Source organism: Ralstonia sp. R-29 (assembly GCF_049913345.1).
In the GTDB taxonomy this organism is placed as follows: Bacteria; Pseudomonadota; Gammaproteobacteria; order Burkholderiales; family Burkholderiaceae; genus Ralstonia.
In genome coordinates this window covers 1,692,491-1,719,133 of sequence record NZ_CP184377.1, presented here as the reverse complement: position 1 = coordinate 1,719,133, position 26,643 = coordinate 1,692,491, and the positions used below count along the sequence as shown (strand labels likewise).

Annotated in this window: 24 protein-coding genes; 6 read left to right on the top strand and 18 right to left on the bottom strand. The window is 64.5% G+C overall.

Annotated features, from left to right (window positions below; genetic code table 11):
* The first annotated feature begins 61 nt into the window (after nucleotides 1-61).
* Together ACN9M1_RS08065 and ACN9M1_RS08060 are read left to right on the top strand one after the other, a co-directional pair.
* Nucleotides 62-499, top strand: a complete 438-nt coding sequence (locus ACN9M1_RS08065) for a type II toxin-antitoxin system RatA family toxin (protein WP_426398691.1) — start codon at nucleotides 62-64, stop codon at nucleotides 497-499.
* Nucleotides 486-842 carry an RnfH family protein gene (locus ACN9M1_RS08060; protein ID WP_426398690.1) on the top strand — a complete coding sequence of 119 codons (357 nt, stop codon included), beginning with the start codon at nucleotides 486-488 and terminating at the stop codon, nucleotides 840-842. The genes ACN9M1_RS08065 and ACN9M1_RS08060 overlap by 14 nt, the downstream gene beginning before the upstream one ends.
* 7 nt (nucleotides 843-849) lie before the next feature.
* Here ACN9M1_RS08060 and ACN9M1_RS08055 read toward each other — a convergent pair whose 3' ends face one another.
* Both ACN9M1_RS08055 and ACN9M1_RS08050 read right to left on the bottom strand, forming a co-directional pair.
* Nucleotides 850-1,374: a DUF4124 domain-containing protein gene (locus ACN9M1_RS08055; protein ID WP_426398689.1), complete on the bottom strand. Its 525-nt coding sequence runs from the start codon at nucleotides 1,372-1,374 to the stop codon at nucleotides 850-852.
* A gap of 153 nt (nucleotides 1,375-1,527) precedes the next feature.
* On the bottom strand, nucleotides 1,528-2,472 hold the full coding sequence (locus tag ACN9M1_RS08050) for a DMT family transporter (RefSeq protein ID WP_426398688.1): 945 nt from the start codon (nucleotides 2,470-2,472) through the stop codon (nucleotides 1,528-1,530).
* A gap of 163 nt (nucleotides 2,473-2,635) precedes the next feature.
* Here ACN9M1_RS08050 and guaB point away from each other — a divergent pair, with 163 nt between their 5' ends.
* From guaB to guaA, 3 genes are all read left to right on the top strand, one after another.
* Complete coding sequence (gene guaB / locus ACN9M1_RS08045) at nucleotides 2,636-4,099, top strand: IMP dehydrogenase (protein WP_092970514.1); 1,464 nt, start codon at nucleotides 2,636-2,638, stop codon at nucleotides 4,097-4,099.
* A gap of 122 nt (nucleotides 4,100-4,221) precedes the next feature.
* Nucleotides 4,222-4,800 carry a hypothetical protein gene (locus ACN9M1_RS08040; RefSeq protein ID WP_426398687.1) on the top strand — a complete coding sequence of 193 codons (579 nt, stop codon included), beginning with the start codon at nucleotides 4,222-4,224 and terminating at the stop codon, nucleotides 4,798-4,800.
* Nucleotides 4,775-6,394, top strand: a complete 1,620-nt coding sequence (gene guaA, locus ACN9M1_RS08035) for a glutamine-hydrolyzing GMP synthase (RefSeq protein WP_426398686.1) — start codon at nucleotides 4,775-4,777, stop codon at nucleotides 6,392-6,394. Before ACN9M1_RS08040 ends, guaA begins: the two co-directional genes overlap by 26 nt.
* 195 nt (nucleotides 6,395-6,589) lie before the next feature.
* Here guaA and ACN9M1_RS08030 read toward each other — a convergent pair whose 3' ends face one another.
* On the bottom strand, nucleotides 6,590-7,249 hold the full coding sequence (locus tag ACN9M1_RS08030; RefSeq protein ID WP_426398685.1) for a glutathione S-transferase family protein: 660 nt from the start codon (nucleotides 7,247-7,249) through the stop codon (nucleotides 6,590-6,592).
* A 114-nt stretch (nucleotides 7,250-7,363) separates the two neighbouring features.
* Between ACN9M1_RS08030 and ACN9M1_RS08025 the strand changes: the two genes are divergently transcribed.
* The gene (locus tag ACN9M1_RS08025; RefSeq protein ID WP_426398684.1) at nucleotides 7,364-8,059 is read left to right on the top strand and encodes a helix-turn-helix transcriptional regulator; all 696 of its coding nucleotides are present in this window, start codon (nucleotides 7,364-7,366) and stop codon (nucleotides 8,057-8,059) included.
* Between the two features lie 62 nt (nucleotides 8,060-8,121).
* On the opposite strand, the gene bluB is transcribed toward ACN9M1_RS08025, so the two are convergent.
* Genes bluB through ACN9M1_RS07950 form a run of 15 tightly spaced genes read right to left on the bottom strand, consistent with a single transcriptional unit; the run spans nucleotide 8,122 to nucleotide 26,639 of the window.
* Nucleotides 8,122-8,769 carry a 5,6-dimethylbenzimidazole synthase gene (bluB, locus tag ACN9M1_RS08020; RefSeq protein ID WP_426398683.1) on the bottom strand — a complete coding sequence of 216 codons (648 nt, stop codon included), beginning with the start codon at nucleotides 8,767-8,769 and terminating at the stop codon, nucleotides 8,122-8,124.
* On the bottom strand, nucleotides 8,766-10,070 hold the full coding sequence (locus ACN9M1_RS08015; RefSeq protein WP_426398682.1) for a cobyrinate a,c-diamide synthase: 1,305 nt from the start codon (nucleotides 10,068-10,070) through the stop codon (nucleotides 8,766-8,768). The genes bluB and ACN9M1_RS08015 overlap by 4 nt, the downstream gene beginning before the upstream one ends.
* A 3-nt stretch (nucleotides 10,071-10,073) precedes the next feature.
* The gene (gene cobO, locus ACN9M1_RS08010) at nucleotides 10,074-10,691 is read right to left on the bottom strand and encodes a cob(I)yrinic acid a,c-diamide adenosyltransferase (protein ID WP_426398681.1); all 618 of its coding nucleotides are present in this window, start codon (nucleotides 10,689-10,691) and stop codon (nucleotides 10,074-10,076) included.
* Nucleotides 10,692-10,729: 38 nt separating this feature from the next.
* On the bottom strand, nucleotides 10,730-11,857 hold the full coding sequence (locus ACN9M1_RS08005; RefSeq protein ID WP_426398680.1) for a CobW family GTP-binding protein: 1,128 nt from the start codon (nucleotides 11,855-11,857) through the stop codon (nucleotides 10,730-10,732).
* The gene (gene cobJ, locus ACN9M1_RS08000) at nucleotides 11,854-13,395 is read right to left on the bottom strand and encodes a precorrin-3B C(17)-methyltransferase (protein WP_426398679.1); all 1,542 of its coding nucleotides are present in this window, start codon (nucleotides 13,393-13,395) and stop codon (nucleotides 11,854-11,856) included. Before cobJ ends, ACN9M1_RS08005 begins: the two co-directional genes overlap by 4 nt.
* A gap of 7 nt (nucleotides 13,396-13,402) precedes the next feature.
* Nucleotides 13,403-14,164, bottom strand: a complete 762-nt coding sequence (locus tag ACN9M1_RS07995; RefSeq protein ID WP_426398678.1) for a cobalamin biosynthesis protein — start codon at nucleotides 14,162-14,164, stop codon at nucleotides 13,403-13,405.
* On the bottom strand, nucleotides 14,161-14,982 hold the full coding sequence (gene cobM, locus ACN9M1_RS07990) for a precorrin-4 C(11)-methyltransferase (RefSeq protein WP_426398677.1): 822 nt from the start codon (nucleotides 14,980-14,982) through the stop codon (nucleotides 14,161-14,163). The genes ACN9M1_RS07995 and cobM overlap by 4 nt, the downstream gene beginning before the upstream one ends.
* Entirely contained in the window at nucleotides 14,979-15,710 is a 732-nt protein-coding gene (gene cobI / locus ACN9M1_RS07985; RefSeq protein WP_426398676.1) for a precorrin-2 C(20)-methyltransferase, read from the bottom strand. The genes cobM and cobI overlap by 4 nt, the downstream gene beginning before the upstream one ends.
* Nucleotides 15,707-16,846 (bottom strand): cobalt-precorrin-5B (C(1))-methyltransferase CbiD, encoded by a 1,140-nt coding sequence (gene cbiD / locus ACN9M1_RS07980; protein WP_426398675.1) that lies wholly within the window; start codon nucleotides 16,844-16,846, stop codon nucleotides 15,707-15,709. The genes cobI and cbiD overlap by 4 nt, the downstream gene beginning before the upstream one ends.
* Nucleotides 16,843-18,423 carry a precorrin-8X methylmutase gene (locus ACN9M1_RS07975; RefSeq protein ID WP_426398674.1) on the bottom strand — a complete coding sequence of 527 codons (1,581 nt, stop codon included), beginning with the start codon at nucleotides 18,421-18,423 and terminating at the stop codon, nucleotides 16,843-16,845. Before ACN9M1_RS07975 ends, cbiD begins: the two co-directional genes overlap by 4 nt.
* Nucleotides 18,420-19,127, bottom strand: a complete 708-nt coding sequence (locus ACN9M1_RS07970) for a cobalt-precorrin-7 (C(5))-methyltransferase (RefSeq protein ID WP_426398673.1) — start codon at nucleotides 19,125-19,127, stop codon at nucleotides 18,420-18,422. The genes ACN9M1_RS07975 and ACN9M1_RS07970 overlap by 4 nt, the downstream gene beginning before the upstream one ends.
* A gap of 30 nt (nucleotides 19,128-19,157) precedes the next feature.
* A complete protein-coding gene (locus ACN9M1_RS07965; protein ID WP_426398672.1) occupies nucleotides 19,158-21,074 on the bottom strand; it encodes a putative cobaltochelatase in 1,917 nt (638 codons plus the stop codon).
* A complete protein-coding gene (locus tag ACN9M1_RS07960) occupies nucleotides 21,071-25,240 on the bottom strand; it encodes a cobaltochelatase subunit CobN (RefSeq protein ID WP_426398671.1) in 4,170 nt (1,389 codons plus the stop codon). The genes ACN9M1_RS07965 and ACN9M1_RS07960 overlap by 4 nt, the downstream gene beginning before the upstream one ends.
* Nucleotides 25,237-25,578 (bottom strand): (2Fe-2S) ferredoxin domain-containing protein, encoded by a 342-nt coding sequence (locus ACN9M1_RS07955; protein WP_426398670.1) that lies wholly within the window; start codon nucleotides 25,576-25,578, stop codon nucleotides 25,237-25,239. Before ACN9M1_RS07955 ends, ACN9M1_RS07960 begins: the two co-directional genes overlap by 4 nt.
* A complete protein-coding gene (locus ACN9M1_RS07950; protein ID WP_426398669.1) occupies nucleotides 25,575-26,639 on the bottom strand; it encodes a HoxN/HupN/NixA family nickel/cobalt transporter in 1,065 nt (354 codons plus the stop codon). Before ACN9M1_RS07950 ends, ACN9M1_RS07955 begins: the two co-directional genes overlap by 4 nt.
* Between the last annotated feature and the right edge of the window lie 4 nt (nucleotides 26,640-26,643).

Genomic DNA, 26,643 nt, shown 5'->3' with positions numbered 1-26,643 from the left:
AGTTTAACAAATCCGCCGCGAGCCTTACGGGCAAACGGCGCGCAAAGCTTTCGGATGGCGCATGGCAGACGTTGAAAAAACCGTGTTAATTGGGCATTCGGCCGAACAGATGTTCGACCTCGTCACCAACGTCAAGGACTATCCGAACTTCCTGCCGTGGTGCGGCGGCGTGGAAATCTACGAGCAGACGGAAACGTCACTCGATGCACGCGTGGACATCGCCTTCAAGGGCATCCACCAGTTCTTCCGCACGCGCAACGTGCAAACGCGGCCCACCCGCATCGATATGACGTTCGCGGACGGGCCTTTCAAGAGCTTCACCGGCTTCTGGGTGTTCACGCCGCTGCGCGCGGATGCCTGCAAGATCAACTTCCACCTGCACTACGAGTTTTCCAGCGTGATCCTGGAAAAGCTGATCGGCCCGGTGTTCAGCATGATCGCCAACACCTTCGTCGATTCCTTCGTCAAACGCGCCGAGGCCGTCTATGGCGAATCCTGAGCGAATTGACGTGATGGTGTGCCTGGCGACGGTCACGCCGCCGCGCTTGGTGAGTGTGCAAGTGCCGGCCAATGCCACGGCGGCAGATGCGGTGCGCGCTGCTGGTGTGCTGGAAGGAACCGACCTGACGACCGAGACGTGCCGTCTGGCTGTCTACGGCAAGCGCAAGACAGCGGATGCGCCGCTGCATGCGCGGGACCGAGTGGAGATTCTCGGCCCGCTGATTGCCGACCCGAAAACGGCGCGTCGGAGTCGCGTGCAGAAGGTGCGGGCCACCGGTACGCGTGAAGGCCAGAGGTGGCTGCGTAACGCGGCGCCGCCCAAAGACGACGTCCTCGAGTAACGCGCGCTTAGCTGCAGTTGACGCTGAGAGCGGCCTGGTTGCGCTGAATGTTGGCGGCGCGCTGGTTGTCATCCATATAGGAGAGCGAGCCGTCCGGCTGCGGCGTGCCGACGCGGCGGCCTTGCTGCATATAGGCGGTCTCGTTGCGAAGGCGCTGGCATTCCGCCTGTTTGCGCTGGGCCAGTTCGGCTTGCTTCGCTTCTTCCTGTTCCTTCTTGGCGCGATCCGCCAAGCGCTTGCGCAGCTCGTCGTCAGGGTTCGACGCGGCGACGCCAGAGGCGGGCTTGGCGGCAGGGTCTGCGGCCTTGACGCCCGAAGCCGGCGCGGGCAGCGCTTCATAGGCCGTCGCCGTGCGGGTGTTCGGGTTGCGGATGATGCGGTTGGCCGGCACCGACGGCGGCGGAGCGGCGTCGCTGTAGACCATGTGGCCCTTGTCGTCGCGCCATTGCCAGGCCCACTGCGCAAGCGCCGGCGGGCAGGCGAGGGCGATCAGAGTAGCGGTGGCGGGCAACAGGACGTGCAGTCGTTTCATGGAGTTCTCGTTCGATAGACTGCCGGTGGCGCGCTGGCCGACCCGACGACGGCCCCTCGGCGCGCACGGAGGCTCGGTGACGTGATCGCCACGCGTTGTTCTGGACGATGGCCTGGCTCGGCCCTCGACTCGCCCCCCGGCAAGGCGCCCAGTTTATGCAGACTTGTCTTCGGCGTGCAAGCGCACCGACCAACCGACGCCCACGATCAACAAGCCAATTGCCGCGATTTCCAGCGTGCGGGGCCAGCGGCCGTCGTACACAAAGCCGTATGCCAGCGCGAACAGCGTCTCGAACACGATCATCTGGCCCGACAGCGTGAGTGGTAGACGTCGGGAGGCGATGTTCCACAAGTTGTTGCCGATCAGCGACGCGCCCAGTGCCAAGGCGGCATTCACGGCCCAGAAGGTGGTCCATATGCGGCCACCGCCATGCGCCCATCCGGTTCCGGCGACGAGCAGCCCGATTGCCGCGAGTGCGGTCGACAGAATGCCCGTTGAGATGCCGTACAGCGCGGACCATTCGTTGCCGGAAAAGTGCGGATTGCGTTGCAGGTAGCGGGCGTTGTCGACGGCGTACCACGTCCAGCTGCACAGTGCGCCGGCCGCGCAGGCGATGCCGGCAATGCGCTGCCAGACGGGGCGGGCGTTGGCTGCCGTGGCTGCGGCCGCGTGGCCAAACAGATCAACGTTGATGCAGACAATGCCGGCAGCGACCACCAGTAGCGGCCAGATCAGCCGGGACAGCGGCACCGCGCCATGGTCGCGCCGGCCCAGCACGGTCACGGTGATCGGCAAGATGCCAATGATCAGCGAAGCGGGTGCGACGCCGGCCAATTGCACGGCAAAGGCGAGCAGGACGTAGTAAGCAAGGTTGCCGGCGCAAGATTGGCGTACCAGCGCAAAACAATCGGCGCGGGTGATCTTGCGGGCAATGCGGGGGAGGATGGGGGCAGCTGCAAGGGCTGCGATGGCACCGTAGGCAAGGTAGCGGCCCAGGGCCAGTTCCCATGGCGAGAACGCTGGCAGCGCGCGGGGCGCAATAAAGACCATGCCCCACATAGCCCCAGCCAGCAGGGCGCACAATACGCCGATTCCCATTCGAGCACTCAAGAAGCCAGTTCCGCGCGGCCGCTGGCGGCCACAGTTGCGTCAGGCGCTTTTGCTGCGTGCGCGAAGAAAAATTTATCGAGCATAGCACGGGTGTCTACAACCGTGGGGCGAATTCCCGTATAATCCGATTTTGCGCCTAGAGGAAATTGCTATGCGTCTTGTCCAGAAAGCACTCACATTCGATGACGTGCTGCTCGTCCCGGCCTATTCGGCCGTCCTGCCCCGCGATACGTCCCTTCGCACCAAGCTCACCCGTTCGATCGAACTTGCCATTCCGCTCGTGTCCGCCGCCATGGATACGGTCACGGAAGCGCGGCTCGCCATCGCCATGGCGCAGCAAGGTGGCATCGGTATCGTCCACAAGAACCTGAAGCCGGAAGAACAGGCGCGCGAAGTCGCCAAGGTCAAACGCTTTGAATCGGGCGTGCTGCGCGATCCGATCACCATCGGCCCGGACATGAAGGTCCGCGACGTGATGGCGCTGTCGGCACAGCACGGCATCTCGGGTTTCCCGGTGCTGGAAGGCAAGAAGGTGGTGGGCATCATCACCAACCGCGACCTGCGCTTTGAAGAAGAACTGGACGCCCCGGTGCGCGCCAAGATGACGCCGAGCGAGAAGCTCGTGACCGTCAAGGAAGGCGCTTCGCTGGAAGAGGCCAAGCGCCTAATGAACAAGCACCGCCTGGAGCGCGTGCTGGTGGTGGGCGAGGCTTTCGAGCTGCGCGGCCTGATCACCGTCAAGGATATCCAGAAGGCCACGGAATACCCGCTGGCCTCGAAGGACGAGCGCGGTTCGCTGCGCGTCGGTGCTGCCGTGGGCGTGGGCCCGGATAACGATCTGCGTATCGATCTGCTGGTCAAGGCTGGCGTGGACGTGATCGTGGTTGATACCGCGCACGGCCATAGCCAAGGCGTGCTCAGCCGCGTGCGCTGGATCAAGGACAACTACCCGCAAGTGCAGGTGATCGGCGGCAATATCGCCACCGGCGATGCGGCCAAGGCGCTGGTTGATCATGGCGCGGATGGCGTCAAGGTCGGTATCGGCCCGGGCTCGATCTGCACGACGCGGATCGTCGCTGGCGTGGGCGTGCCGCAAATCTTTGCGGTGTCGAATGTGGCTGAAGCGCTCAAGGGTACAGGCGTGCCGCTCATCGCTGACGGCGGTATCCGCTATTCGGGCGACGTGGCCAAGGCGCTGGCTGCCGGTGCGCACACCGTGATGATGGGCGGCATGTTCGCCGGCACGGATGAATCCCCGGGTGAGGTGTTCCTGTTCCAGGGCCGCTCGTACAAGAGCTACCGCGGCATGGGTTCGGTGGGCGCGATGAAGGATGGCGCTGCCGACCGTTACTTCCAGGAAGACAACACCGCCAACGTCGATAAGCTCGTGCCGGAAGGCATTGAAGGTCGCGTGCCCTACAAGGGCTCGGCATTGCCGATCGTGCATCAACTCACGGGCGGTGTTCGCTCGTCGATGGGCTACTGCGGCTGTGCATCGATTGCTGAGTGGCACGAGAAGGCCCAGTTTGTCGAGATCACCGCTGCTGGCATGAACGAATCGCACGTGCACGACGTGCAGATCACGAAGGAAGCGCCGAACTATCACCGCGACTGATCGCTTCGATCAACGCAGACAAGATAGAAGGCAAGCAGTACTGCCGCCGGGGCGCGCGGGCGCTCCGGCCGATTCAATTCGGTGGCCGGCGCACGGGCGGCCACCCGCAACTGGGGACACTGATGAAAGCGCTTTTGCGTCTCGTTCTGTTTCTGGATGCGGCTGTCGCACTGTGCGTCGGTCTCGTCCTGCTCGCTTCGCCGTTGACATCGATTTTCGGCGCGCTGCAACTGCCGCAACCGGAACCCGCCATGTATGGCCAACTGCTCGGCGTCATGCTGATCGGCGTGGCCTGGCTGCTCTGGTATGCCACTGTCAATGGGCAACTGACCAGCGCCGTGGCGCAGGTCATCGGCCATGTGAACCTGGCTGTGGCCGTGCTGGTGATTGTGTGGCTGCTGTTCTTCCACCTGCCGGTGGAAGGCGCGGGCCGCATCTGGCTGCCGACGTTTGCTGCGGTGCTGGCGCTGTTCTCGGCCGTGCAGATTCCCGCCTCGCGACGCGTGCGCACCCATGAGCGCGAGCGCGCGCAGAAGGCCAAGGACGAAGCCGTGGCTGCCCGCGAACGCGAACGCCTTGAGAAGGCGCAGCGCAAAGAACCCGGTTACATGCCGCCGCCCGGCTACGGCCCCGGCACTGAAGTCGACACGATTGCCGATTCCATTCCTCCACAACATGCACGACAAAGTCCTCATCCTTGATTTCGGCTCGCAGGTTACGCAGCTGATCGCGCGCCGTGTGCGCGAAGCCCACGTCTACTGCGAAATCCATCCGAACGACGTGTCCGACGCCTTCGTGCGCGAGTTCGCGCCCAAGGCCATCATCCTGTCCGGCAGCCACGCCAGCACCTACGAAGACCACCAACTGCGCGCGCCGCAAGCCGTGTGGGATCTGGGCGTGCCGGTGCTGGGCATCTGCTACGGCATGCAGACCATGGCCGTGCAACTGGGCGGCAAGGTGGAGTGGAGTGACCACCGCGAGTTCGGCTATGCCGAGGTGCGCGCCCATGGCCACACCCGCCTGCTGAAGGACATTCAGGATTTCGCCACGCCGGAAGGCCACGGCATGCTCAAGGTGTGGATGAGCCACGGCGACAAGGTTGCCGAGCTGCCGCCGGGCTTCAAGCTGCTGGCCTCCACGCCGAGCTGTCCGATTGCCGGCATGGCCGATGAGGCGCGCGGCTACTACGCCGTGCAGTTCCACCCGGAAGTCACGCACACGTTGCAGGGCCGCGCGATGCTCGAGCGCTTCGTGCTGGAGATCGCCGGTGCCAAGCCGGACTGGATCATGCGCGACCACATCGAGGAAGCTGTCAAGCGCATCCGCGAACAGGTGGGCGATGAAGAGGTGATCCTGGGTCTGTCGGGTGGTGTCGATTCGTCGGTGGCGGCTGCGCTGATCCACCGTGCAATCGGTGACCAACTCACCTGCGTGTTCGTCGACCACGGCCTGCTGCGCTTGGACGAAGGCAAGATGGTGATGGACATGTTTGCCGGCCGCCTGCACGCCAAGGTCGTGCACGTGGATGCGTCCGAACAGTTCCTCGGCCACCTGGCCGGCGTGACCGACCCGGAAGCCAAGCGCAAGATCATCGGCCGCGAATTTGTCGAGGTGTTCCAGGCTGAAGCCAAGAAGCTCTCCAACGCCAAGTGGCTGGCGCAGGGCACGATCTACCCGGACGTGGTGGAATCGGGCGGCACCAAGACGAAGAAGGCAACGACCATCAAGAGCCACCACAACGTGGGTGGCCTGCCGGAAACGCTGGGCCTGAAGCTGCTCGAGCCGTTGCGCGACCTGTTCAAGGATGAAGTGCGCGAGCTGGGTGTGGCACTCGGCTTGCCGCACGAGATGGTGTATCGCCATCCGTTCCCGGGCCCGGGCCTGGGTGTGCGGATTCTGGGCGAGGTCAAGCGTGAATACGCAGACCTGCTGCGTCGTGCCGATGCCATCTTCATCGAAGAACTGCGCGGCACCAAGGCCACGGCGCAAGATGCGACTGCCGGCCTGTGCACCGAAGCGGATGTCGGCAAGAGCTGGTACGACCTGACCAGCCAGGCGTTTGCCGTGTTCCTGCCGGTCAAGTCCGTGGGCGTGATGGGCGATGGCCGTACGTACGACTACGTGACGGCACTGCGCGCCGTGCAGACCACCGACTTCATGACGGCACACTGGGCGCATCTGCCGTATTCGCTGCTGGGCCGTGCATCGAACCGCATCATCAACGAAGTGCGCGGTTTGAACCGGGTCGTGTACGACGTGTCAGGCAAGCCGCCCGCAACGATTGAGTGGGAATAAGCGCCACGATCAGTCAATGAGGTAGGCCACCGGTCTAGTCCAGCATTCGGTGGCGCCTTAAATCGCTCGATACAGGGTTCTCAGTTCGTCCGCCGTCCAAACTCGAGTTTGGACACATTGGGACAAGAACGGCTTGGTGACTGCCAAGCCGTTTTGCATTTTCAGGGCCATGCGGGCCTGTCTGACGCCTTGAGCCTATAGCGCACCGGCTTCCGTCTGCTTCCAAGCATCAAGCGCTTGAACTTGCGTGAACCATCGCTGCAGGTTGGGTAGACCGGTGACGGGGAATTTGGCGTTGTGTTGGTCAGCCAGCGGTGCGGCTATCGCAAAATCGGCAAGGGAAAGGCCGGTGCCGGAAATCCACTCTCTATTGCTAAGGTGCGCATCAAGAACTGTTGCCGCCTCAATCACGAGCTGCTCCCCGCGAGCGACCTCAGTGGGGTCGGGCGAACCGATTCCAGCCAAAGACTTGATCGAGTTCTCCCAGTTAAGCATGGCGATGCCCGGCATGAAATGCTGCCCGCACCAAAAGAGCCAGCGATTAACATCGGCGCGGCCATGGGGTTCGACGGGATAAATGGTTTGGCCAGGGGCCATGTCTGCCAAGTACTGCATGATGGCGTAAGACTCCCAAAGAACAAATCCATCATGCTCGAGCACTGGAACCCGATGGTTCGGGTTAAGTTTCAGAAATTCAGGAGCGTTTTGCTCTCCCTTGAACAAATTGACCAGCACGAGATCGACTTTGATGTCGAGGTGATGCGCGGCCATCCGTACTCGGCGGCTGCAGGTGGATGCGGGATGGTAGTAAAGGCGCATGCTTTGCGTTCCTTGGTGAGTGATCAAGGTGCGCATTGTCTTGCTGCATGCTGACGGAAACTGGCAGTAGCGATGAGGCAATCCGTTCTTGGGGTTGCTGCCAAATGATGGCAGGATCTCGCCCAGATCACTGCACCCACAAAGCCACCCATGTCTCGCACCGAAAGACTATTTGATCTGATGCAGGCCCTGCGAAGCCATCGCTTCCCGGTGACGGGCAGCCATTTGGCCAAAGAGCTTGGGATCAGCATCCGTACGCTTTACAGAGACATCGCAACGCTTCAGGCCCAAGGCGCCAACATTGAAGGCGAGCCCGGGCTTGGTTACGTTTTGCGCCCTGGCTTTATGCTGCCGCCATTGATGTTTACCGAGGAGGAAATCGAGGCTCTTGTCTTGGGCTCTCGGTGGGTGTCCGAGCGTGCCGACCTCCAGTTGAGTCGAGCCGCAAAAGGCGCGTTATCGAAGATTGCTTTTGTTTTGCCCCAACACCTGCGGACCGCGCTGGATACCAATTCATTGATGGTCGGGAAAGGGGAGCACACCGAAACAGAGGCCATCGATCTGTCGCAAATTCGAAAGGCCATTCGCGTCGAACATAAGGTCCTCATCCAATATTTGGACCTGAATGGCTCCAGTTCAGAGCGAACGATCTGGCCCGTTGCATTGGGCTATTTTGATGACGCTCGGATGCTTGCCGGGTGGTGCGAACTCAGGCAAGAGTTCCGTCACTTTAGAACGGATCGCATCTCCGCTTTGACAGTCAAGCCGGAGCGCTACCCTCGTCGTAGGCAGGTTCTACTGAAAGAATGGCGCGAGGTGGACAGGCTGCAGCGACATCGGCAGTAGCACTTGTGTCAGCGCGCGATATCTTCCGCTTTCCGAGGCGCCAAAGATTGTTCAGAGAACGGTTACGCCGTCTTCCAGGTGTTTTCAGACACCATGTCTGCGAGCGGTTGCCGTTCGGCCCAGCCTTGTTGTTCCAGCATGGGCTTCTCATAAAAGCCGTCAACATGGCCCAGACACAGAACGGCCACCGGCCGCGCATCGTCCGGTAATTGCAGCAACGCCCCAAGTTGCTGCGGATCGAACAGCGACACCCAGCCCATGCCGATGCCCTCGGCGCGCGAAGCCAGCCACAGGTTCTGAATGGCGCAGGCGACCGAGGCGAGGTCCATCTCGGGCATGGTGCGGCGGCCGAAGATGTGGCGCTCGCGTCCATCCATCAGCGTGGCGACCAGCACTTCGCCGCAATCCAGAATGCCTTCCACTTTGAGGCGCATGAACTCGTCTTCACGCTCACCGAGTGCGTTAGCCGTGCGCCTGCGCTCGGCGTCGACCAGGGCGTGTATCTGCGTGCGCAGTGACGTGTCGGTGATGCGGATGAAGCGCCAGGGCTGCATGAAGCCGACGCTCGGCGCGAGGTGCGCGGCATGCAGCAAGCGTTGCAGCACGTCGGGCGCGATCGGATCGGGCCGGAAATGCCGCACATCGCGCCGCTCCCGGATGACGCGATAGACGGCATCGATTTCCCCCTGGCTGTAGCGATGTCGGCTCATAGCTTGAACAGCGCCGCGGTGGCTTTCGGGTTGGACGGGAAATAGCCGTGGAGGTAGCTGGCCACGATGCTGCCGTGGCGATAGACGGCTTCGCCTGCAGCCGTTCCACTGGCGCGGCGCGCGCGCGTGGCAGGCGAAAGCGTTGTCTCTAAGGTCGAATAGTGGAAGGCATGACCGCGCAATGTTTCGCCGCCCAGCTCGACGGATTGCAGGCCGAGCGCGGCAAGCCGGTTGTGCAGCGTTCCGTGACCAGGCAAGAGGCCGAGCATGGTGCCCGTGGTGCCGGTGCGATCGGTGAATGCATCGAGCAGGTAAAGCATGCCTCCGCATTCTGCGTACAGCGGCTTGCCGGCCGCGACGTGCGCGTGCAGCGAAGCCCGCGTGGCTCCGTTGGTGCTGAGCGTTTCGAGATGCAGCTCGGGGTAGCCGCCCGGTAGGTAAACCGCATCGGCGGCGGGCAGTGGTTCATCTGCCAGCGGCGAGAAGAACACGACTTCCGCCCCCAGCGCGGCAAGCAATTCCAGATTGGCCGGATAGAGAAACGAAAACGCCATGTCGCGCGCCACGCCGATCCGCACGCCCGCCAATAGCGGTGGCACGGGCGCCACGGGTGCAGGAGCAAACACCACTGGCGGCGGCAGTTCGACCAGTTGGGTTTCCGCAATGCGCGCAGCCGCCGCTGCAATGCGCGATTCGAGGTCGTCGATCTCCTGTGCCTGCACCAGGCCGAGATGGCGCTCGGGCAGCGTCATGGCGTCGTCGCGCATCACCGCGCCGACACAACGCAGCGATGGCGGCAGCATCTCAAGCAGCATCTCGGCATGGCGGGCGCTGGCCGCGCCATTGGCGACGACGCCGTGGAACGGCAAGTCGGGCCGGAACGTTGCCAAGCCATGGGCGACCGCCGCGAAGGTCTGCGCCATGCCGCTCACGTCAATCACCGGGACGACCGGCACGCCGAACGCCACGGCGAGGTCGGCACTCGATGGCGTGCCATCGAACAGCCCCATGCTGCCTTCGATCAGGATCAGGTCTGCGCTGGCGGCGGCATCGTATAGCCGCTGGCGGCAATCGGCCTCGCCGGTCATCCATAGGTCGAGCGAATACACCGGGTTGCCGGACGCACGTTCGAGGATGAACGGGTCCAAAAAATCCGGCCCCGTTTTGAACACGCGGACATTGCGCCCTTGATCGCGATGGTGGCGCGCAAGGCCAGCGGTGAGCGTGGTCTTGCCCTGATGCGATGCGGGTGCAGTCAGGAACAACGCGGGACAGGCGCGCGGGGTGTTCTGCGTGGACATGGCTTAGTACTCAACCCCTTGCTGCGCCTTGACGCCTTGTTCGCGGTAAGGGTGTTTGACGAGGCGCATCTCCGTGACGAGGTCGGCGGCCTCGATCAGCGCCTCTGGTGCGTGCCGGCCGGTCACCACCACGTGCATGGCAGGCGGGCGTTGCGCGAAGACGGCCAGTACTTCCTCGAGCGGCAGATAGTCGTACTTCAGCACGATGTTCAGTTCATCGAGGATCACCATGTCGTAGTCGTTTTCGTCACCTCGGCCGCTCAGGATCATGCGGCACGCTTCGTCCCAGCCTTTGCGGGCGGTGGCGACGTCGGCATCGCGGTCTTGAGTGTTCCACGTGTAACCATCGCCGGTGGTCAGGAAGTCGCAGTTCGGAAAACTGCCCAGCAGGTCGCGCTCGGCGGTGTGCAGCGCGCCCTTGATGAACTGCACCACCCCAAGGCGCATGCCGTGGCCAACCACGCGCAGGCCCATGCCGAAGGCGGCGCTGCTCTTGCCCTTGCCAGTGCCGGTGTTGACGATCAGCAAGCCCTTTTCAAGCGTGGCCGCGGCCTTCTTCTTTTCGAAGCCGGCTTTGCGGCGCTCGGTCATGCGCTGGTGTGCGGTCGGGTCGGTCTGCATGGTGTGTTCCTTCCGGTGTTCGTTTGCTGGTCGTCCACTTAGCGCCATGCGGTGCCTGTTAACGCGTTCAGCTTTTCCAGAACACGCGTGCGGCTTGGGTGATAGCCAATGAAGACGAGTTGTGCGTGCCGCGCCGGTGCGGCATCAGCTTCATGCCGCAGCTCGATCCGGCTGCGTACGCCTTGCACAAGCAAGCGGCCGTCGCCGCTGACCGGTGGTGCGAAGCCTTTGATGCGTAGCAGCGGTTCGCTGCGCGCGATGGTGGTGATGGCCTCGCGCAGCGTGTCGGCGTCTTGCGCTTGCGTACTGCGCAGCATGAACGACAACCAGCCCGGATCCTGCTCATGAAAATGCTTGTGTGTGCTCAACCCGTGGCTGTGGGCGCCAAGGCTGCCGTGGCTGTGGCCATCGAATAGGCGTTGGTTGGCCAGCGGGCGCATTTTCAAGCCCGGCATGGTCGCCACCGGCCCGTAGTGTTGATGCCCCGCACCAGCATCCGCCGGCTCGTGCAGACGCAGCCCCAGCGTCAAACGCGTATCCAGCTTCGCCTTGTACGCCAACTCAATAAAGCGGATGGACGGCGCAAGCGCGCGCACGCGGGCCTCGGCGTCGAGCATGGCGGGCTCGTCGAGCGCATCGATCTTGTTCAAGACCACGATGTCGGCGTTGGCCAGTTGCTGTTCGAACAGGTGGGCCACCGGTTGACCCAGTTCCGGCTGGCTCGCAGTACTGGCCTGACTGAATTCGCCCGCCAACAGCAACGGCGTGTCGACCACCGCCAGCGTGGCGTCGAGTACAAAGTAGGGCGCCAGCGCTTCGCCTTGCAGTTGCTCCATCACGGCAGTCGGCAACGCCAGGCCGGAGGTTTCGATCAGCACATGGTCGATCAGGCTGCGGCGCTCCCAGAGCGCTTGCATGGTCGGCAGGAAATCCGCGTCGTCGTCGTAGGCCACCAGGCCGTTGGACAGATCGTGGATTTCCACCTCGCCGGCTTTGTGGTCACCTTCGCGCAGGATCGCGCCGTCGATGGACACTTCGCCGAATTCATTGACCAGGATGGCGAGGCGACGCTGCTTGCAGTCGTGCAGCAGATTCGACAGCAACGTGGTCTTGCCGGCGCCGAGAAAGCCGGTGATGACGGTGACGGGAATGCGTGGCTGGCTCATGCGTGCAACTCCTGCAGCGTGTTCAGCACCGAGGCGAAATCGGAGGCCACGGCCGGATAGTCGAGGCTGGGCCGGTCGATGACGATGAGCGGAATGCCGAGCGCTTCGGCCGCAGCCGCTTTGGCTTGATAGCCGCCAGCGTCGCCGGAATCCTTGGTGACCACGCAGTCGATCGCCCAGTCGCGCCACAGCGTTTCGTTGGCGGCCTGGGAGAAGGGGCCCTGCATGGCGACGATATGCGCGCGTGGGATGCCGGCGTCGATGGCGCGCTGCAGGTGCTGTGGGTCTGGCGCCACGCGTACGAACCATTGATGTTCCGACGCGCCAGGCGCCTGCACGAAGTGCGCAAGGTCTTTAGAGCCCGTGGCCAGGAAGATGCGCTTTCCGTGCTGCATGGCCAGCTGCGTCGCGTCTTCGATCGACGCCGCGCGAACCGCGCCTTGTACGGCGGCGGTGCGTGGACGCTCATAGCGCAGGTAGGGCAGATCGAGTTCGCGGGAGAGTGCGATCAACTGCCGCGACATCTCTACGGCATAAGGGTGGGTTGCATCGACAATCGCGCGGGCGCGGGTGTCTCGCAGCAGTTCGCGCCGGCGCTCAATGCCGAGGCGGCCGGCGAGGGGCGTGGCGCCAGGGCAGGTTTGTGCCGCGAGCTCAGCGCCGTATTCGCTGACAGTGGACACAACAGCTTGATGTCCCGCCGCCACGATCTCCCGCGCCAGGGCATTGCCATCGCTAGTGCCGGAGAACACCCAGGTCGCGCCGTGGGGCAGGTGGTTGGCGGTGATGGTGTCCGGTGCGTCGTCCCAGTTGCCATAACCGCGTGGCGTGTAGATCCAGCCGCGTTTGCGCTTGGTGAAGCGGTTGCCGATCACGAGCGTGGTCAGCATGTCGAAACGCCGCGTGCGTAATTCGGCCAGCGTGATGATCTCGACAGTCTGGTCTTCCCGATAAGCATTGCGCACGATGCCGCACAGGGTCTCGGCGCGCTTGTGCTCGAGCATGATGTCGAGGACGCGGTAGACGCCTTCCTGACGCTGCTTGCTCTGCACGTTGTAGAACACGGCGGCGAGATCCGCCTGGGCGATATGGCGCGCGCGCGTTTCGATCCACGCCCAAGGGCAGAGCAGGTCAGACAGGCTCAGCGTGGCGAAGTCATGCGACAGCGGCGAGCCCAGCAACGATGCACACGCGTTGGCCGAGGTGATACCGGGAATCAGTTGTACGTCGTAGCGGTCGTCCTCGGCCATGTCTTCGAAGGCCAGCGCCGCCATGGCGTAGATGCCGATGTCGCCGCTGGAGATCAGCGCCACGGTCTTGCCTGCACGTGCTTGTGCAATAGCCAGTTGGGCGCGATCGCGCTCCTGGGTCAGCGGCAGCGTGTGGATGGTCTTGCCCGCGATCCAGGGCTGAATCCAGGTGAGATACAGCTCGTAGGCGACGATCACATCGCTGGCCTGCAGAGCAGCTTCCACCATCGGCGGAATCAACTCGCGTGTGCCTGGGCCGACGGAGACTAAATAGAGTTTGCCGGTCATGGTGGGGTCAGTCTTGTTCAATGTGGTGCGGATGGTCTTCAACGATGGCGACAGTCACGCCGTCCAGTGCGGTCTTCGGCACGATCAGTCGCCCTCGCGGGCTGGCGATGAGTGCGCACGGCTCGCACACGCCGTCCACGCCGATCTGCTGCTGCACCCAGTCGGATGGCTGGCCGACCCAGGCGCGCGTGGCGACATCGGCCTGTGCAATCACGCGCAACGGCAACTGGTGATGCGCGCAGAACGCCAGCAGCCCGACCTCGTCGGCCTTCAGGTCGATCGTGGCGACTTCCCGCACTTCGGTCAGGCTGCGTCCCCCCAATGCATGCACGACCGCTTGCTCGATGGCCTCGGCAGATTTGCCGCGCCGGCAGCCGATGCCGAGTGTGAGGGGTTTGAGCGCTTCGGTTGCCGTGGTGACGGCGGGGGTTGCGCCCGTGAGCCTGGCGACCGCGTAGGCGAGTGCATTGGCGCCGCCTTCGTGACCGCTCAGTAGGGGGATGGCGAAACGCGCGCCTTCGTCGAGAACCACCACGGCGGGGTCTTCGTATTTGCTTTGCGGCAGGCCGTCGAGGTAGCGCACGGCGATGCCGCTCGCGCTCACCATGACCCACTGCCGGTGCAGGCGGAAGTGCCGGCGAAAGTGCTCGCGTGGGCTTTCATCGGCGTGTAGCCAGGGCTGGTACAGGTCGGCATCCAGCCCGGCGGCGAGTCGGCGGCCAAGCGGGAGGGCATCGCTGCGCGTTAGCCAGATGGCGACCGGTCTCATGCCGGTTCTCCTGTCGACGCGCCTGCCGTGCGCGGCTTGCGTGGGCGCCGCGTTTTGCGGTCCGTCCCATCGCGGAAGATATGCGTGAAGCCGGCGGCGTAGAGACTGGACTCCACGCCGTCCTCATGCGCCAGTGCGCGGCCGACCAGCAGCAGCGTGGTGAGCAGCCAATCCTTGTTCTGCACCTCGCTCATCAGCGTGCCCAGCGTGCTGCGGTGGATGGCCTGATCGGGCCAGCTTGCTCGGCGCACCAGTGCCGCTGGGGTGTCCGCCGGGTAGTGCACCAGCAAGTCCGCCACGGTCTGCTTGAGGCGCTGGCCGGAGAGGAAGATGCACATCGTCGCCTGATGTTCGGCAAAGCGGAGGACGGATTCCAGCTCCGGCACGGCCGATGCGCGGCCCGACACCCGCGTCAGGATGACGGACTGCGAGACCATCGGCCGCGTCAGTTCGCTGCCAAGCGCGGCTGCTGCTGCGGTAAACGACGACACGCCGGGGACGATCTCGTATTCGATGCCGAGCTTCTCCAGCCGGCGCATCTGCTCTGCGGTGGCACCGTAGATGGACGGGTCACCCGAATGCAGCCGTGCCACATCCTTGTCTTCGAGTTGCGCACGGCGGTAGAGCGCCTCCTGCGCATCGAGCGACAACTCGGCCGTGTCGAACTTCTCGGCGTCCGGCTGGCAGTGTTGCAGCATCTCGGTCGGCACCAGCGAGCCGGCATACAGCACCATCGGCACGCTCCCCAGGATGCGGCTGCCACGCAGCGTGATGAGGTCGGCGGCGCCGGGGCCGGCACCAATGAAAAACACTTTCATGCGTGACGTTTCTCTCTGGCGGTACGGCGGATCAGCATGGTGGCGAGGTAGCCGCTGGCATCGGCGTTCAATTGCGATACATCGTCGCAAAGCACCTCGCCCGACAGGCCAATGCGGCGTGCGAATGCACAGTGCTCGGCAATGCCCAGCGCGTTCAGCAACTGCAAGACGGCCGGCAGGCGTGCGCCGATCTTCATCAACACGACGATGTCATGGCTTTCGATGTCGGCGCGCAGTTCGGCCATGTCGTCGGGGCAGGGCAGGATCAGGATGCGCTCCTTGCCCTCGCCCAGCGGCCATGACAGCGCCGCTGCGGTGGCGGCAAAGCTGGTGACGCCCGGATACGTGGTGTGGCGCAAGCCGGGCACCTTGTCGCGCAGGGCGGCCAGCAGGTAGCCGTAGGTGGAATACGTCATCGAATCGCCGATGGTCAGGTAGGCGACGTTGTGCCCCTGACGCAGTTCGGCCGCGATGGTTTCCGCCAGCGCACCGTAGTGCTCCGACAGGACGGTGCGGTCCGGGTCCATCTGGAATTCGACTTCGCGGAATTTGGCTTCCGCAATCGGCAGACCGGCCAAGCACTGGCGTGCGACCGACGTTTCACTGCCACGCGCACGCGGCAGGTAGATGCGGTCGGCATTCTGCAAGGCCGCCAGTGCTGCAACCGGAATCAGCCCCGCGGGCCCCGGCCCGACGCCCACGCCAACGAATTGGCCAAGCGTGCTCATGCTGCGGCTCCCAGCGGGGTGCCATCCATGGCGAACAGACGCACCGCCACGCGGTCGACGCTCGGCACTTTGGGCTGCATCAGCGCGGCCAGCCGTTGTTCGACGTGGGTCCAGAACGCTTGCGCGGCGGGTTCATTGCGCATGATTTCTACGATGTTTTCCACGGTATTGGCGTGTTCTATGGATTGGGTGAGTGCGCTGGCAAAGCCGAGTTCGACCGCCACGGCCGCCACGGAATGCATGGCCATGCCGCTCTTGCTGGAATGCGTGTCCCACACGCCGTCCAGCAGCTTTGCGAGCTTGCCGGGGTGCCCGAGCACCCAGAGCGTTTTCAGGCGCGTTTGCGACTCGTCCAGCGCTTGCTGGGCATAGTCGAGCGACGCGCCGACGAAGTTGGCGATCTGCACCACCTCTTTCTTCTGCAAGGCCAGCGTGTCAGCGGCAAAGCTGCGCCCGATCTTGCCGGGGGTGAAGGCGATGGCGTCCGGCTGGTCGCCCAGCGCGACGCGGATATATACCTCGATCGACGCCATCCATGCCGCCAGCGACATCGGCTCGACAATGCCGCTGGTGCCCAGGATGGAGATGCCGCCGACGATGCCGAGCATCGGGTTGAAGGTGCGCTTGGCAATCTTCTCGCCGTCGACGCAGCCGATGGCAAGGTCGAAGCCGGGGTTGGCTGCGCCGTTCAGGACTTCGTCCACGGCCATTTGCATCATCTGCCGCGGTACGGGGTTGATGGCCGCTTCGCCCGGTGGCACGCGCAGGCCGGGCTGCGTGACCATGCCGACGCCCTCGGCGGCGAGAAAGCGCACCTTGCTTTGATGGTTGATTGCAACCTTGGCGAAGATCGTCGCGCCATCGGTATTGTCGGGGTCGTCTCCAGCATATTTCTTCACGTCGGCACGTACCGAGCCGTCTGCCAGGCGTTCCACGTGCTCGACCGGCACGACCAGGTAGTAGTCCGGGTCGGGCAGGCTGACTTCGACTTCGTCCACCACCTCGCCGCGCAACAGTAGAAGCAGCGCGGCCTTGACGGCGGCCGTTGCGCAACTGCCGGTCGTGCGACCACGGCGCAGGCCATTCGGGGCCAGCGCTGCGAGATCGAAGGGGCGGCGTTGCGTGTTGTCGGTCACGGCATGGGGTTCTGATTCTGGCGGTAGACTTGGTCAATCGCCGCGATCATCAGCGCGTTGATGGCCGATGCGGCCCAGGGTGAGCCGCCGCGCGTGCCACGGTTGGTGATGCGCGGCACCTGCAGCAGTCGGCGCAATTCGTCCTTGCATTCCCGCGTGCCGACAAAACCCACCGGCAGGCCGACGACGAGTTGCGGGCGCCAGCCCTGCTCGCGCACCAGCCGCACCAGTTCCATGATGGCCGTGGGTGCATCGCCGATGGCCACGACGACGTCGTTGCCGAACTTCTGCCATGCGCGCCGGATGCCAGCAGCGGAGCGTGTGATGCCATGCGCCTCGGCCAGCAGGCGTGTTTCCTCATCGTGCACGCCGCACCACGTCTGCATGCCGAGTTGATCGAGCACCGCGCGCTTGAGCCCCGTCTGCACCATCGTCACGTCCGCGACGATGCGGCGGCAGCGCAGCAGCGCGCGGATGCCCGTCGTGACCGCGCCGGGAGAGAAATACAAATCATCGACGATGTCGAAATCGCCGCTGGTGTGGACCAGGCGCTTGAGCACGATCTGGTGATCGTCGGGCACGCCGGACCAGTCTCGCCCCTCGTCGATGATGCGCATGCTCTCGGCTTCGATCGGGTGCGGTACGTACGGTGGCCACGCTGCAGCGGGTGTGGGGGCTTCCGCCGCTGGGTCTCGCCCGAGCAGTCCGCGCACCAGACCATGGTGCGCCTGCTGCGGCGTGCCAACCTGTTCTTCAAAGCCGACGATCTGCACGCGGTATTTGCACAGCGCGCAGTTCATCGTGGCGCGGCCTTCGATGCCTTCTGCAGCGCGCTCCAGAAAGACATCGGCCACGTGCGGGTGCGCGCCAAGATAGCCGGCCTTGAGCACTTCCAGTTCCGGATGGCGTGCAGCAAGATCATCGGCCGCAGCGTAGATGCGCTTGACCAGCACGCCATCAAACAGAAAGTAGGGCAGCACGACGACGCGCTTGTGCCCGAGCAAGGCTGCTGCCCGGAGGCCATCGGCCACCAGCGGCCGTGCGGTGCCGGAATAGCAGACGAACGACGTACCGAAGCCGAGCCCTTCCTCCAACATGCGCGCAACCTTGGAGATCTCCGAATTCGCATCGGGGTCCGAGGTGCCGCGCCCGACGACCACCAGGCAGGTGTCGGCGCGCGCCACGGTATTCGCCGACAGCGCTTCTGCCTGGATGATGCGTTCTCGGCAGAGCTGCAACAGCTTCGGGTGCAAGTCCATCGCCGCCCCGAAATGGAAGTCGACGCCCGGGTGCGCCTGCTGCAGCGCGAGCAGCTCGCTGGGCATGTCGTTCTTCGCATGCGTGGCGGCCAGCAGCACGCCGGGCACCATCACCACGCGCTGCGCGCCTCCCGCGATGACAGCGTTGACGGCTTCGTCGATGGTCGGCGTGGCGAATTCCAGAAATCCATGCGTGACGGTTCGGCCGCCAGCGCGCTCGCGTAACAAGTCGACCAGCGCATTGAATTCGCCGATGCCGTCCGGGTCCCGGCTGCCGTGTCCGGCCAGGACGATGGCGTAGTCGTCGCGCGCGCTCACGATGCCTCCGGCGGTGGCTCGATCTGGCTCGCCATGGGTTGCAGGGTGCGGATCAACATGATGCTCATATCGGAGAAACGCTGATGCGCGCAATCAGCCAACGTGCCGCGCCATTGCGCTTCGCTTTGCGTGAGGTGCTCCCACACCTCCACCGGCTGCTGCGCGGGGATGCTATTTTCCAGCAGGTACGCGGCGATGTGCCAGGGCATGAACGAGCGCGCCTCGTCCCACGGGCAGGGGATGACGATGGCGTTGCGCTGGTCTTCGAGCACATGCACCAGGTGGCGCTTGAACGGCGTCAGATCCCCCCGGCGGTGGAAGGTGATGAAGGTGGTTTCGTCAAAACACACCTTGGCGCGCGACGCCAGAATCTGCGCCGACGATATCCCCGGAATGGTGTCGACCGGATGACCACACGCGCGCTCAACGCGCTCCAGATACTGGAAGCCGCTGAAGTGGATGTCGCCCATGAACACGACCACGCAGTTCTTTCCGGCGTGGTGCAGTTGCGCCACCTTGTCGAGCTGGGCGACCTGGTCGCGGTAGCCCATCAGCACGACCTCGGCCGTGTCGGGAATCAGCGGCTGCACGACGTTGACGACGGCATTGAAGCCGGCGACGACGTCGGCGTTGCGGATCAGCTCGGCGGAGCGTTGCGGCAGGTAGCCGATATCGCCGGGGCCGGCTCCGATGCAGACAATCATGTTCGTTCCTTGTGTGTGCTGGGCGTGTGGCTATCGTGGCAGCCTTTCGCGGATGGTCAGGCGCAGTTGTTCGCCGCTCAGTTGGTCCAGCGGCAGGTAGTCCGCGTGTAGCGCCTGCGCGAGTTCGTGGGCGCGGCCCAGGCGCACGAAATCCTGCTCCGTATCGAGCACCAGTGCCGGCGTGCCGCGTGCGGCCAGCGCCTGTGCAGCATCCAGTGACTCCTTCCACGGATCGGCGCCTTCATTGAGCGCGATATTGGCGCGTCCGTCGCTCAGCACGACGAGCAGCGGCGTCGCGCCATCACGCTGTGCCAGCGTGGAGGCAGCCAGCTGCAACGCGTGCGCGAGCGGCGTTCGTCCGCCGGTCGGCAGTTCGCGCAAGGCCAGTTCAGCCTGTTCGACCTGACGCGTGGGCGGCAGCACCAGCTCGGCACGCTCGCCCCGAAAACAGATCACGGCGACGTGGTCGCGGCGCTGGTAGGCGTCTTGCAACAGGCCGAGCACGCAAGACTTGACGACTTCCATGCGCCGGCGCGCCGCCATCGAGCCGGAGGCATCCACCACGAGCAGGATCAGGTTGGACTGCTGACCCACACGCACCTTGTCGTGCAGGTCTGCGCGGGTCACCGCAAAGTCGCTCGGGTTGCGCATCAGTGCGTGGCGCAGCGTGGCATCCGCCGCAAGCTGGCTGGGCGCCTCACTTGGCACGGCGCGGATGGCCTGGCCGCGGCTGACACCCGTGATGCTGCTGCGACGGCCACTGGCCTCGTGTGCTTGCAATGCCACCACGTTGATGCGGCCGATCTCGGCGGCCGAAGTCGCCGCAAACACTTGCTCGGCTGCGCCATCGGCGTTGTCCTCCGCAGGCTCTGGCGCGGCGGTTTCGTGGTCGTGCCCGGCACCCGTGTCATCAGCGGGAGGGGGCGGTTGGGTGCGTTGCTGCTGTTGCTGAGTCAGCGCATCCAGGCGGTCATGATCGAGACCGCTTTGCTCGAACGGCTTGCGTCGGCGGCGATGCGGCAGCGCCAGCGCAGCGGCGTCGCGCACATCTTCGGCGCTGACGACGTCGCGGCCATCCAGCGCGGCAAGCGCACGTGCCGCCTTGTGCATCACGATATCCGCGCGCAGGCTGGCGACCTCGAATTCGCAGCAGAGCTGGCTGATGAAATCGAACAGCGAGTCAGGGAACTGCACCGCAGCGATCTGTTGTTGCGCAGTGCGGATCGTGGCCCGCAGGGCATCGGTTTCCACTTGCCAGTCGGCGATGAACGCGGCGGGGTCAGCCTCGAACGCCAAGCGGCGGCGCACCACCTCAGCACGCACGGCGGGGTCGCGCGGCGCACTCACCTCAACCATCAGGCCAAAGCGATCCAGCAATTGCGGGCGCAGGTCGCCTTCCTCCAGGTTCATCGTGCCGAGCAGCGTGATGCGCGCGGGGTGGCTGATGGCCAGACCTTCGCGTTCCACCGTGTTGCGGCCCATGGCCGACACGTCGAGCAGCATGTCGACCAAGTGGTCGGCCAGCAGGTTGACCTCATCCACATACAGCAGCCCACGATGCGCGGCGGCCAGCAAGCCGGGCTGGAAGGCCTTCCTGCCGTCTTTCAGGGCACGCTCAAAGTCGAGGCTGCCCAGCACGCGGTCTTCCGTTGCGCCGAGCGGCAGGTTGACGAAGGGCACGGGCGCGCTGGCCACGTCGCGCGCATTGTCCTGGCAGGCACTGCATTCCGCCAATGGCGCATCCGGCTCGCAATTGAACGTGCAACCCGCCACTCGGGTAATCGGCGGCAGGACATCGGCCAAGCCGCGCGCGGCGGTGCTTTTGGCGGTGCCCTTGTCGCCCCGGATCAGCACACCGCCCAGTGTCGGGTCGATGGCGCACAGCAGGAGCGCGCGCTTGAGCTGCGCTTGCCCGACGATGGCGGTGAACGGGTAGTGGTGTCTCATGGTTGGCGGGCTTTGGCGTGGGCGTTTGCGTGGCCCTCGCCGCGCGCTTCCAGCAGGGCTTCACTGCGCAGATGCAGCGCCCGCAGTGAAGCGAGGGTTTCCGGTTTCGGTTCAGCCCACAACTGACGCTGCGCAGCCTCCAGAAGCCGGTCCGTAATGGCGTTAAGCGCCCAGGGATTGCTCTGCGCAAAGAACTGCTGCATCTCGGGTGCGAAGGCGTAGGTCTCGGCCACCTGTTCATAGACCCAGTCGTCCACCACATGCGCGGTGGCGTCGTAGCCGAACAGGTAGTCGACCGTGGCCGCCAGCTCCAGGCCGCCTTTGTAGCCGTGTTTCGTGATGCCGGCGATCCACTTGGGGTTGGCCACCCGCGAACGGAAGACGCGCAGCACTTCTTCTTTCAGCCCGCGCACGGCGGGGTTGTCGGGTTGGTGGCTATCACCGAAATAGTGGTGCGGTTGGCGGCCCGTCAGGCTACGGATGGTGGCGATCATGCCGCCGTGGTATTGCAGATAGTCGTCGCTGTCGAAGATGTCGTGCTCGCGGTTGTCCTGGTTGTGCAGGGCCACCTCGACGCCAGACAGGCGATGCCGGAAATCGGCACGCGCATCGGTGCCGTCATCAGCGCGGCCATAGGCGTAGCCACCCCAGTTGATGTAGGCCGTGGCGAAATCGGCGTCGTCCTGCCAGTTCTGTTCCTGGATCAGCGGCAGGATGCCCGCGCCGTAGGTGCCCGGTTTGGAGCCGAAGATGCGATAGAGCGCGCGCTGCTCGACAGCCTTGCCCTGCACTTGGCAGAACAGCTCGTGCTTGAGGTCGGCCAGGTAGTGCTTGCGCAGGAAGTTCTGCTCTGGGGGCTCGTCCAGCCGGGCCACCATGTGCACCGCTTCGTCCACGAGGTGGATCAGATGCGGGAACGCATCGCGGAAGAAGCCGCTGATGCGCACCGTCACGTCAATGCGCGGTCGGCCCAGTTCAGACAGAGGAATCGGCTCGACACCGATGACGCGGCGGCTTTCCGCCTGCCAGCGGGGCCGCACACCGAGCAGAGCCAGAATCTGCGCGATGTCATCGCCGTGGGTGCGCATGGCGCTCGTGCCCCATACGCTGATGCTGACCGACTCGGGCAGCCGGCCTGTCTCGTTACGATGGCGGGCCAGCACCTCATTGGCCAGCTCGGTGCCGATTTGCCATGCGGCTTGCGACGGCAAGCTGCGTGGGTCGACGGAATAGAAGTTGCGGCCGGTGGGCAGCACGTGTGCCATGCCGCGTGTGGGCGCGCCGCTGGGGCCCGCCGGCACGTAGCCTCCGGCGAGGCCCCTGAGCAGGTTGTCGATCTCTTCCGAGGTGCGCGCGAGATTGGGTGCCAACTCGTCGCAGACGTAGGTGAGCGTCTGCCGGATGGCGTCGGTGCCTACCACCCCAGGTAGTACGTCGGCCAGCGCTGCGTGGATCGTATTGGCGTCGAAGCCGCTCGCAGCCAGCCGGCCCACCAACTGCCGCCCAAGGGCCGTGATGGCATCGAATGCATCAGCGCGGGTGACGAGTGCTCGCCCAGCGATCTGCGCAAGTGCAGGGGAGACACCGTCCAGCCGGTGGCCCTTGTCGTCCTGCAATGCCGTCCAGTCGGTATCGAGCGCGGCAGCTACGCTGGCCGGCAGCCCCGGTACCGAAAGATTGGGCAAGCGCACCAGTGCGCAGACCATGTCCACCAGCGCCTCGCCGGCGGGAACCTTGCCCAGCACGTGCAGGCCGTCACGGATCTGCGCTGCACCCAGTTCGCACAAGTAGCCGTCGATGTCTTCGATCAAGTGGGCGACGTCCACACCTTCCATCTTGGCCAGCGTTTGTGGCACGCCGTCTTGGTTCAGCGTGGCGTCCCAGTCGTGGCCGTGGTGGTGGTCGTCATCGTGATCATGATCATGGCTGTGATGATGGCCGTCGTGGTCATGATGATGGTGGTGATGACCGTGGCTGCCATGGGCGTGATGCTTCTTGCCGGCGGGGGCCAGACCGTACTTCGCTGTGCCAGTCTTTTTCCTGGCAGGCGCGATCGCTGTCTTGGCCGGCAGCGGGCGATATTTGCCGGCCTGTGCGGGATGGTCATGGTGGCCATGCGCGTGCTCATGTTTGTGGTCATGCTCGTGCGCGTGGTCGTGCTCATGGGCGTGCTCATGGGCGTGATTCCGCATCGCCGCCAGATCGGTATCGAGCCGAGCTTCCTTGATGAGGTTCCAGATCTGCTGCTGTAACAACGGCAGCTTGGCCGGGTCGAGCATTTCGACCTGGTAGTACTCATCGACCAGTTGCGTCAGCTGCGCCAGCGGACCGTACATGTCTGCGGTCGTCATCGGCGGGGTGAGGTGGTCGATGATCACCGAATGCGCGCGGCGCTTGGCCTGTGACCCCTCGCCCGGGTCGTTCAGGATGAACGGATAGAGCATGGGCATGTCACCCAGCAGCGCATCCGGAAAGCAGTCTTGCGACATGCCGACGCCCTTCCCGGGCAGCCACTCCAGCGTGCCGTGCTTGCCCACGTGGACGATGGCGTCTGCCTGCCACGCGTCGCGCAGCCAGCAATACAGGGCGTAGTAGTGGTGCGTGGGCGGCAGGTCTGGCGTGTGATAGATCGCATCGGGATCCATGCCGTAGCCGCGCGGCGGCTGCAGCGCCACGAAGGCGTTGCCGTATTCCATGCCCGCAAACACGAGCTTGCCTTCGTGAACGTAGGCGCTGCCAGGAGCCTCGCCCCAGCGATCGCGCATCCGCTGCTGCAGCGTCGGCGGCAATTGGTCGAACCACGCTGCGTAGCGCGCCGCCGGCACCGTCGCAACCGCATGCCGAAGCTGATCCGCACTCAGGTAGGCCTCGTCATAGGCACCTCGATCGATGAGGTCGTGGATGAGTGCGTCGCTGGATTCGGGCAGGCCGTCGATCCGATAGCCGTGCGCGCGCATGGCATGCAGCAGCGCAAACAGCGAGGCCGGTGCATCCAGCCCCACCGCATTGCCGATCTGCGAGGCTTTGCTGCTGCTGTTGGTGAAGATGAAGGCGACGCGCTTGTCTTCCGGCCGTGTGCGGCGCAGGGCAACCTGACGTGCCGCAATGCCGGCCAGCCGGCGCATCCGGTCGGCCAGCGGCGCGTAATGGGTCTCGCCGCGTGCGTCGCTCTGCGTGTCTTTGAACGAGACCGGCACGCCGATGATGCGCCCGTCGAATTCGGGCAGCGCAATGTTCATCGCCGTATCGAGCGGATTGAGGCCGCGCTCGGACGCTTCCCACTGGGCCTGCGTCATGCTGCTGGTGATGGCCTGAATGACCGGCACATCAAGGTGCCCAAGCGCCGTGACCGACCAGCCAGGCTGCGTTGGGCCGTCCGCGCTCACGTCACCCATGGCGAACGACGTGGTGTTGATCAGCGCGTCGATTTGACAGTCTGCTTCGGCCGTAAACAGCCCCAGCGCGGCGGGCAAGCCGGCTGTGTTCAGCTCGCGCAGCGATGCGGTGTAGACGGGCAGCGCGTTGATGCGACGTTCGGCCAGCATGTCGACCAGCATGTCGATAAAACGCGTGTTGCCGCTGAGCCAGTGGGCCCGGTAGAACGTAATGCCGACCGTGGGCCACTGTGGGTTGCGGATCGTAGTCCAGTCCCGCAGCGTGGCTTGGAGGGGCAGCTCGGGGTGGTAGATGCCGTGCTCGGGCAGCGCAGCCGGCGGCAGGTAGCCGAAGCCGGTCATCAACAGGCGGTCGGACAGGCAGCGCAGCAGCTGGGCCATGTTGCCAACGCCGCCCGCCTGCAGGTAGGCCATCCCCTCGTGCTGCAAGGCCGGCGGAACGCTGCACAGCGCCGCTAGCTCCGGGTCGGGCTCGCCCGTGCCGCTGACGACAATCAAGGCTTGGCGGCGCGTCGATGCCGCCTTGCGCAGCGCGTCGAAGCCCGGCACATCATTCGCGCGGCCGAGCAATCGCACCACAATGACGCGGGCTTCCAGCAGGGTGGTGGCAAGCAGGGCGTCCATGCGCTCGGCGGTGTCGACGGATTGCAGGTTCACCGCATCGACGTCCACAAAATCGCCGGGCAGCAAGGCGCGCGCACGCGCCAGCGCGGTCAGGTCGGTGCCGGCATGGCTGAGCAAGACGATGCGGGGGGAAGTGCGCGCCGTCATACAGTCGGCTCCGGTTCAACGTCGCCAACACCCAGGCGGTGAAAGATCAGTGGCTCGACCGGGCAGTCGCCCACAAGGTGCTCGCTGACAATGCGCTGGATGCCAGCCGCGTCGACATTGCGATACCAGACGCCATCCGGATACACCGCCAGGATGGGTCCCTGTTTGCAGACGGCGAAGCAATGGGTGCGAGTGCGCTTGACCCGCAGGCCGTCGCACGCATCGATGGCTTGGCCCAGCACCTTGAACATGGCTTCCGCGCTGCTTTCGTTGTCAGCGACGTTGTCTGTGCAGCGCGGGCCGGTACACATCAAGACATGCCGATCGTGCGTTCTCATGGCGCGTCACCCTTCATCAGCGCGGGTGAGGGCAGCCGATCGTAGCCCTTCCATTTGTAGATGCCGGCCGAGAGCGCCCAACTGAGGATGAAGAGACCGATGGCGAGATAGCCGAACTCCGCCAGCCGCTCGTTGAGCAAGGCAACCCATGCCCACGGCCCCTCGCTCAGGCCCAGGCGGTTGGCCAGCAGGCCGAGTGCCTCGATGGAGCCGATCACGAAAGCCATCAGCACCGAGGTCAGCGTGATCGTGATGTTGTACCAAAGCTTGCGTATCGGGTTGACGAACGCCCAGCCGTAGGCGCCCACCATCAGGATGCTGTCCAGCGTGTCGATCAACGCCATGCCAGCGGTGAACAACACGGGGAACACCATGACCGACAGGAACGGCACCCCCTTGGGCGTCTGCGCTGCTGAGATCGAGAACAGGCCGATCTCGGTGGCGGTGTCGAACCCGAGGCCGAACAGGAAACCCAGCGGAAACATATGCCAGCTCTTGGTGACCAGCTTGAACATTGGGCGGAACAGCCGCGCCAGCAGGCCATTGCCGGAGGTCAGCATGTCGATGTCTTCATTGCGAATCGGTTCGCCTCTTCTGAAGCGAACAAATTGCTTCCACACCGAGCGAAGGATGACGAGGTTCGTGAGCGCAATGATCAGCAGGAAGAGCGCGGAGATGGCCGTCGAGATACCGCCACCGGTTTCCCTGAAGGCGCCCAGGCGCGCACCCATGGCCGCACTCGCGGTCACGACGATGAGCACTGCCAGCATGATCAACGTGGAATGACCGATGGAGAAGAAGAAACCCACCGCAAACGGGCGTTGGCCCTGCTGTACTAGCTTGCGGACGACGTTGTCGATGGCGGCGATGTGGTCGGCATCGACGGCATGCCGCAATCCGAATACGTAGGCCAGCAACGCGGTGCCGAGCAGCGCGGGCTGTCCGGCAAACGCGGTCAGCGCCCATGCCCAGGCAAGCAGATTGAAGACAATCAGGACCACCAGCAGACTGGCTGGCGTACGAGAAGGTGATGCGAAACGGCGCAGGAGCGGCGATGCCATGAAA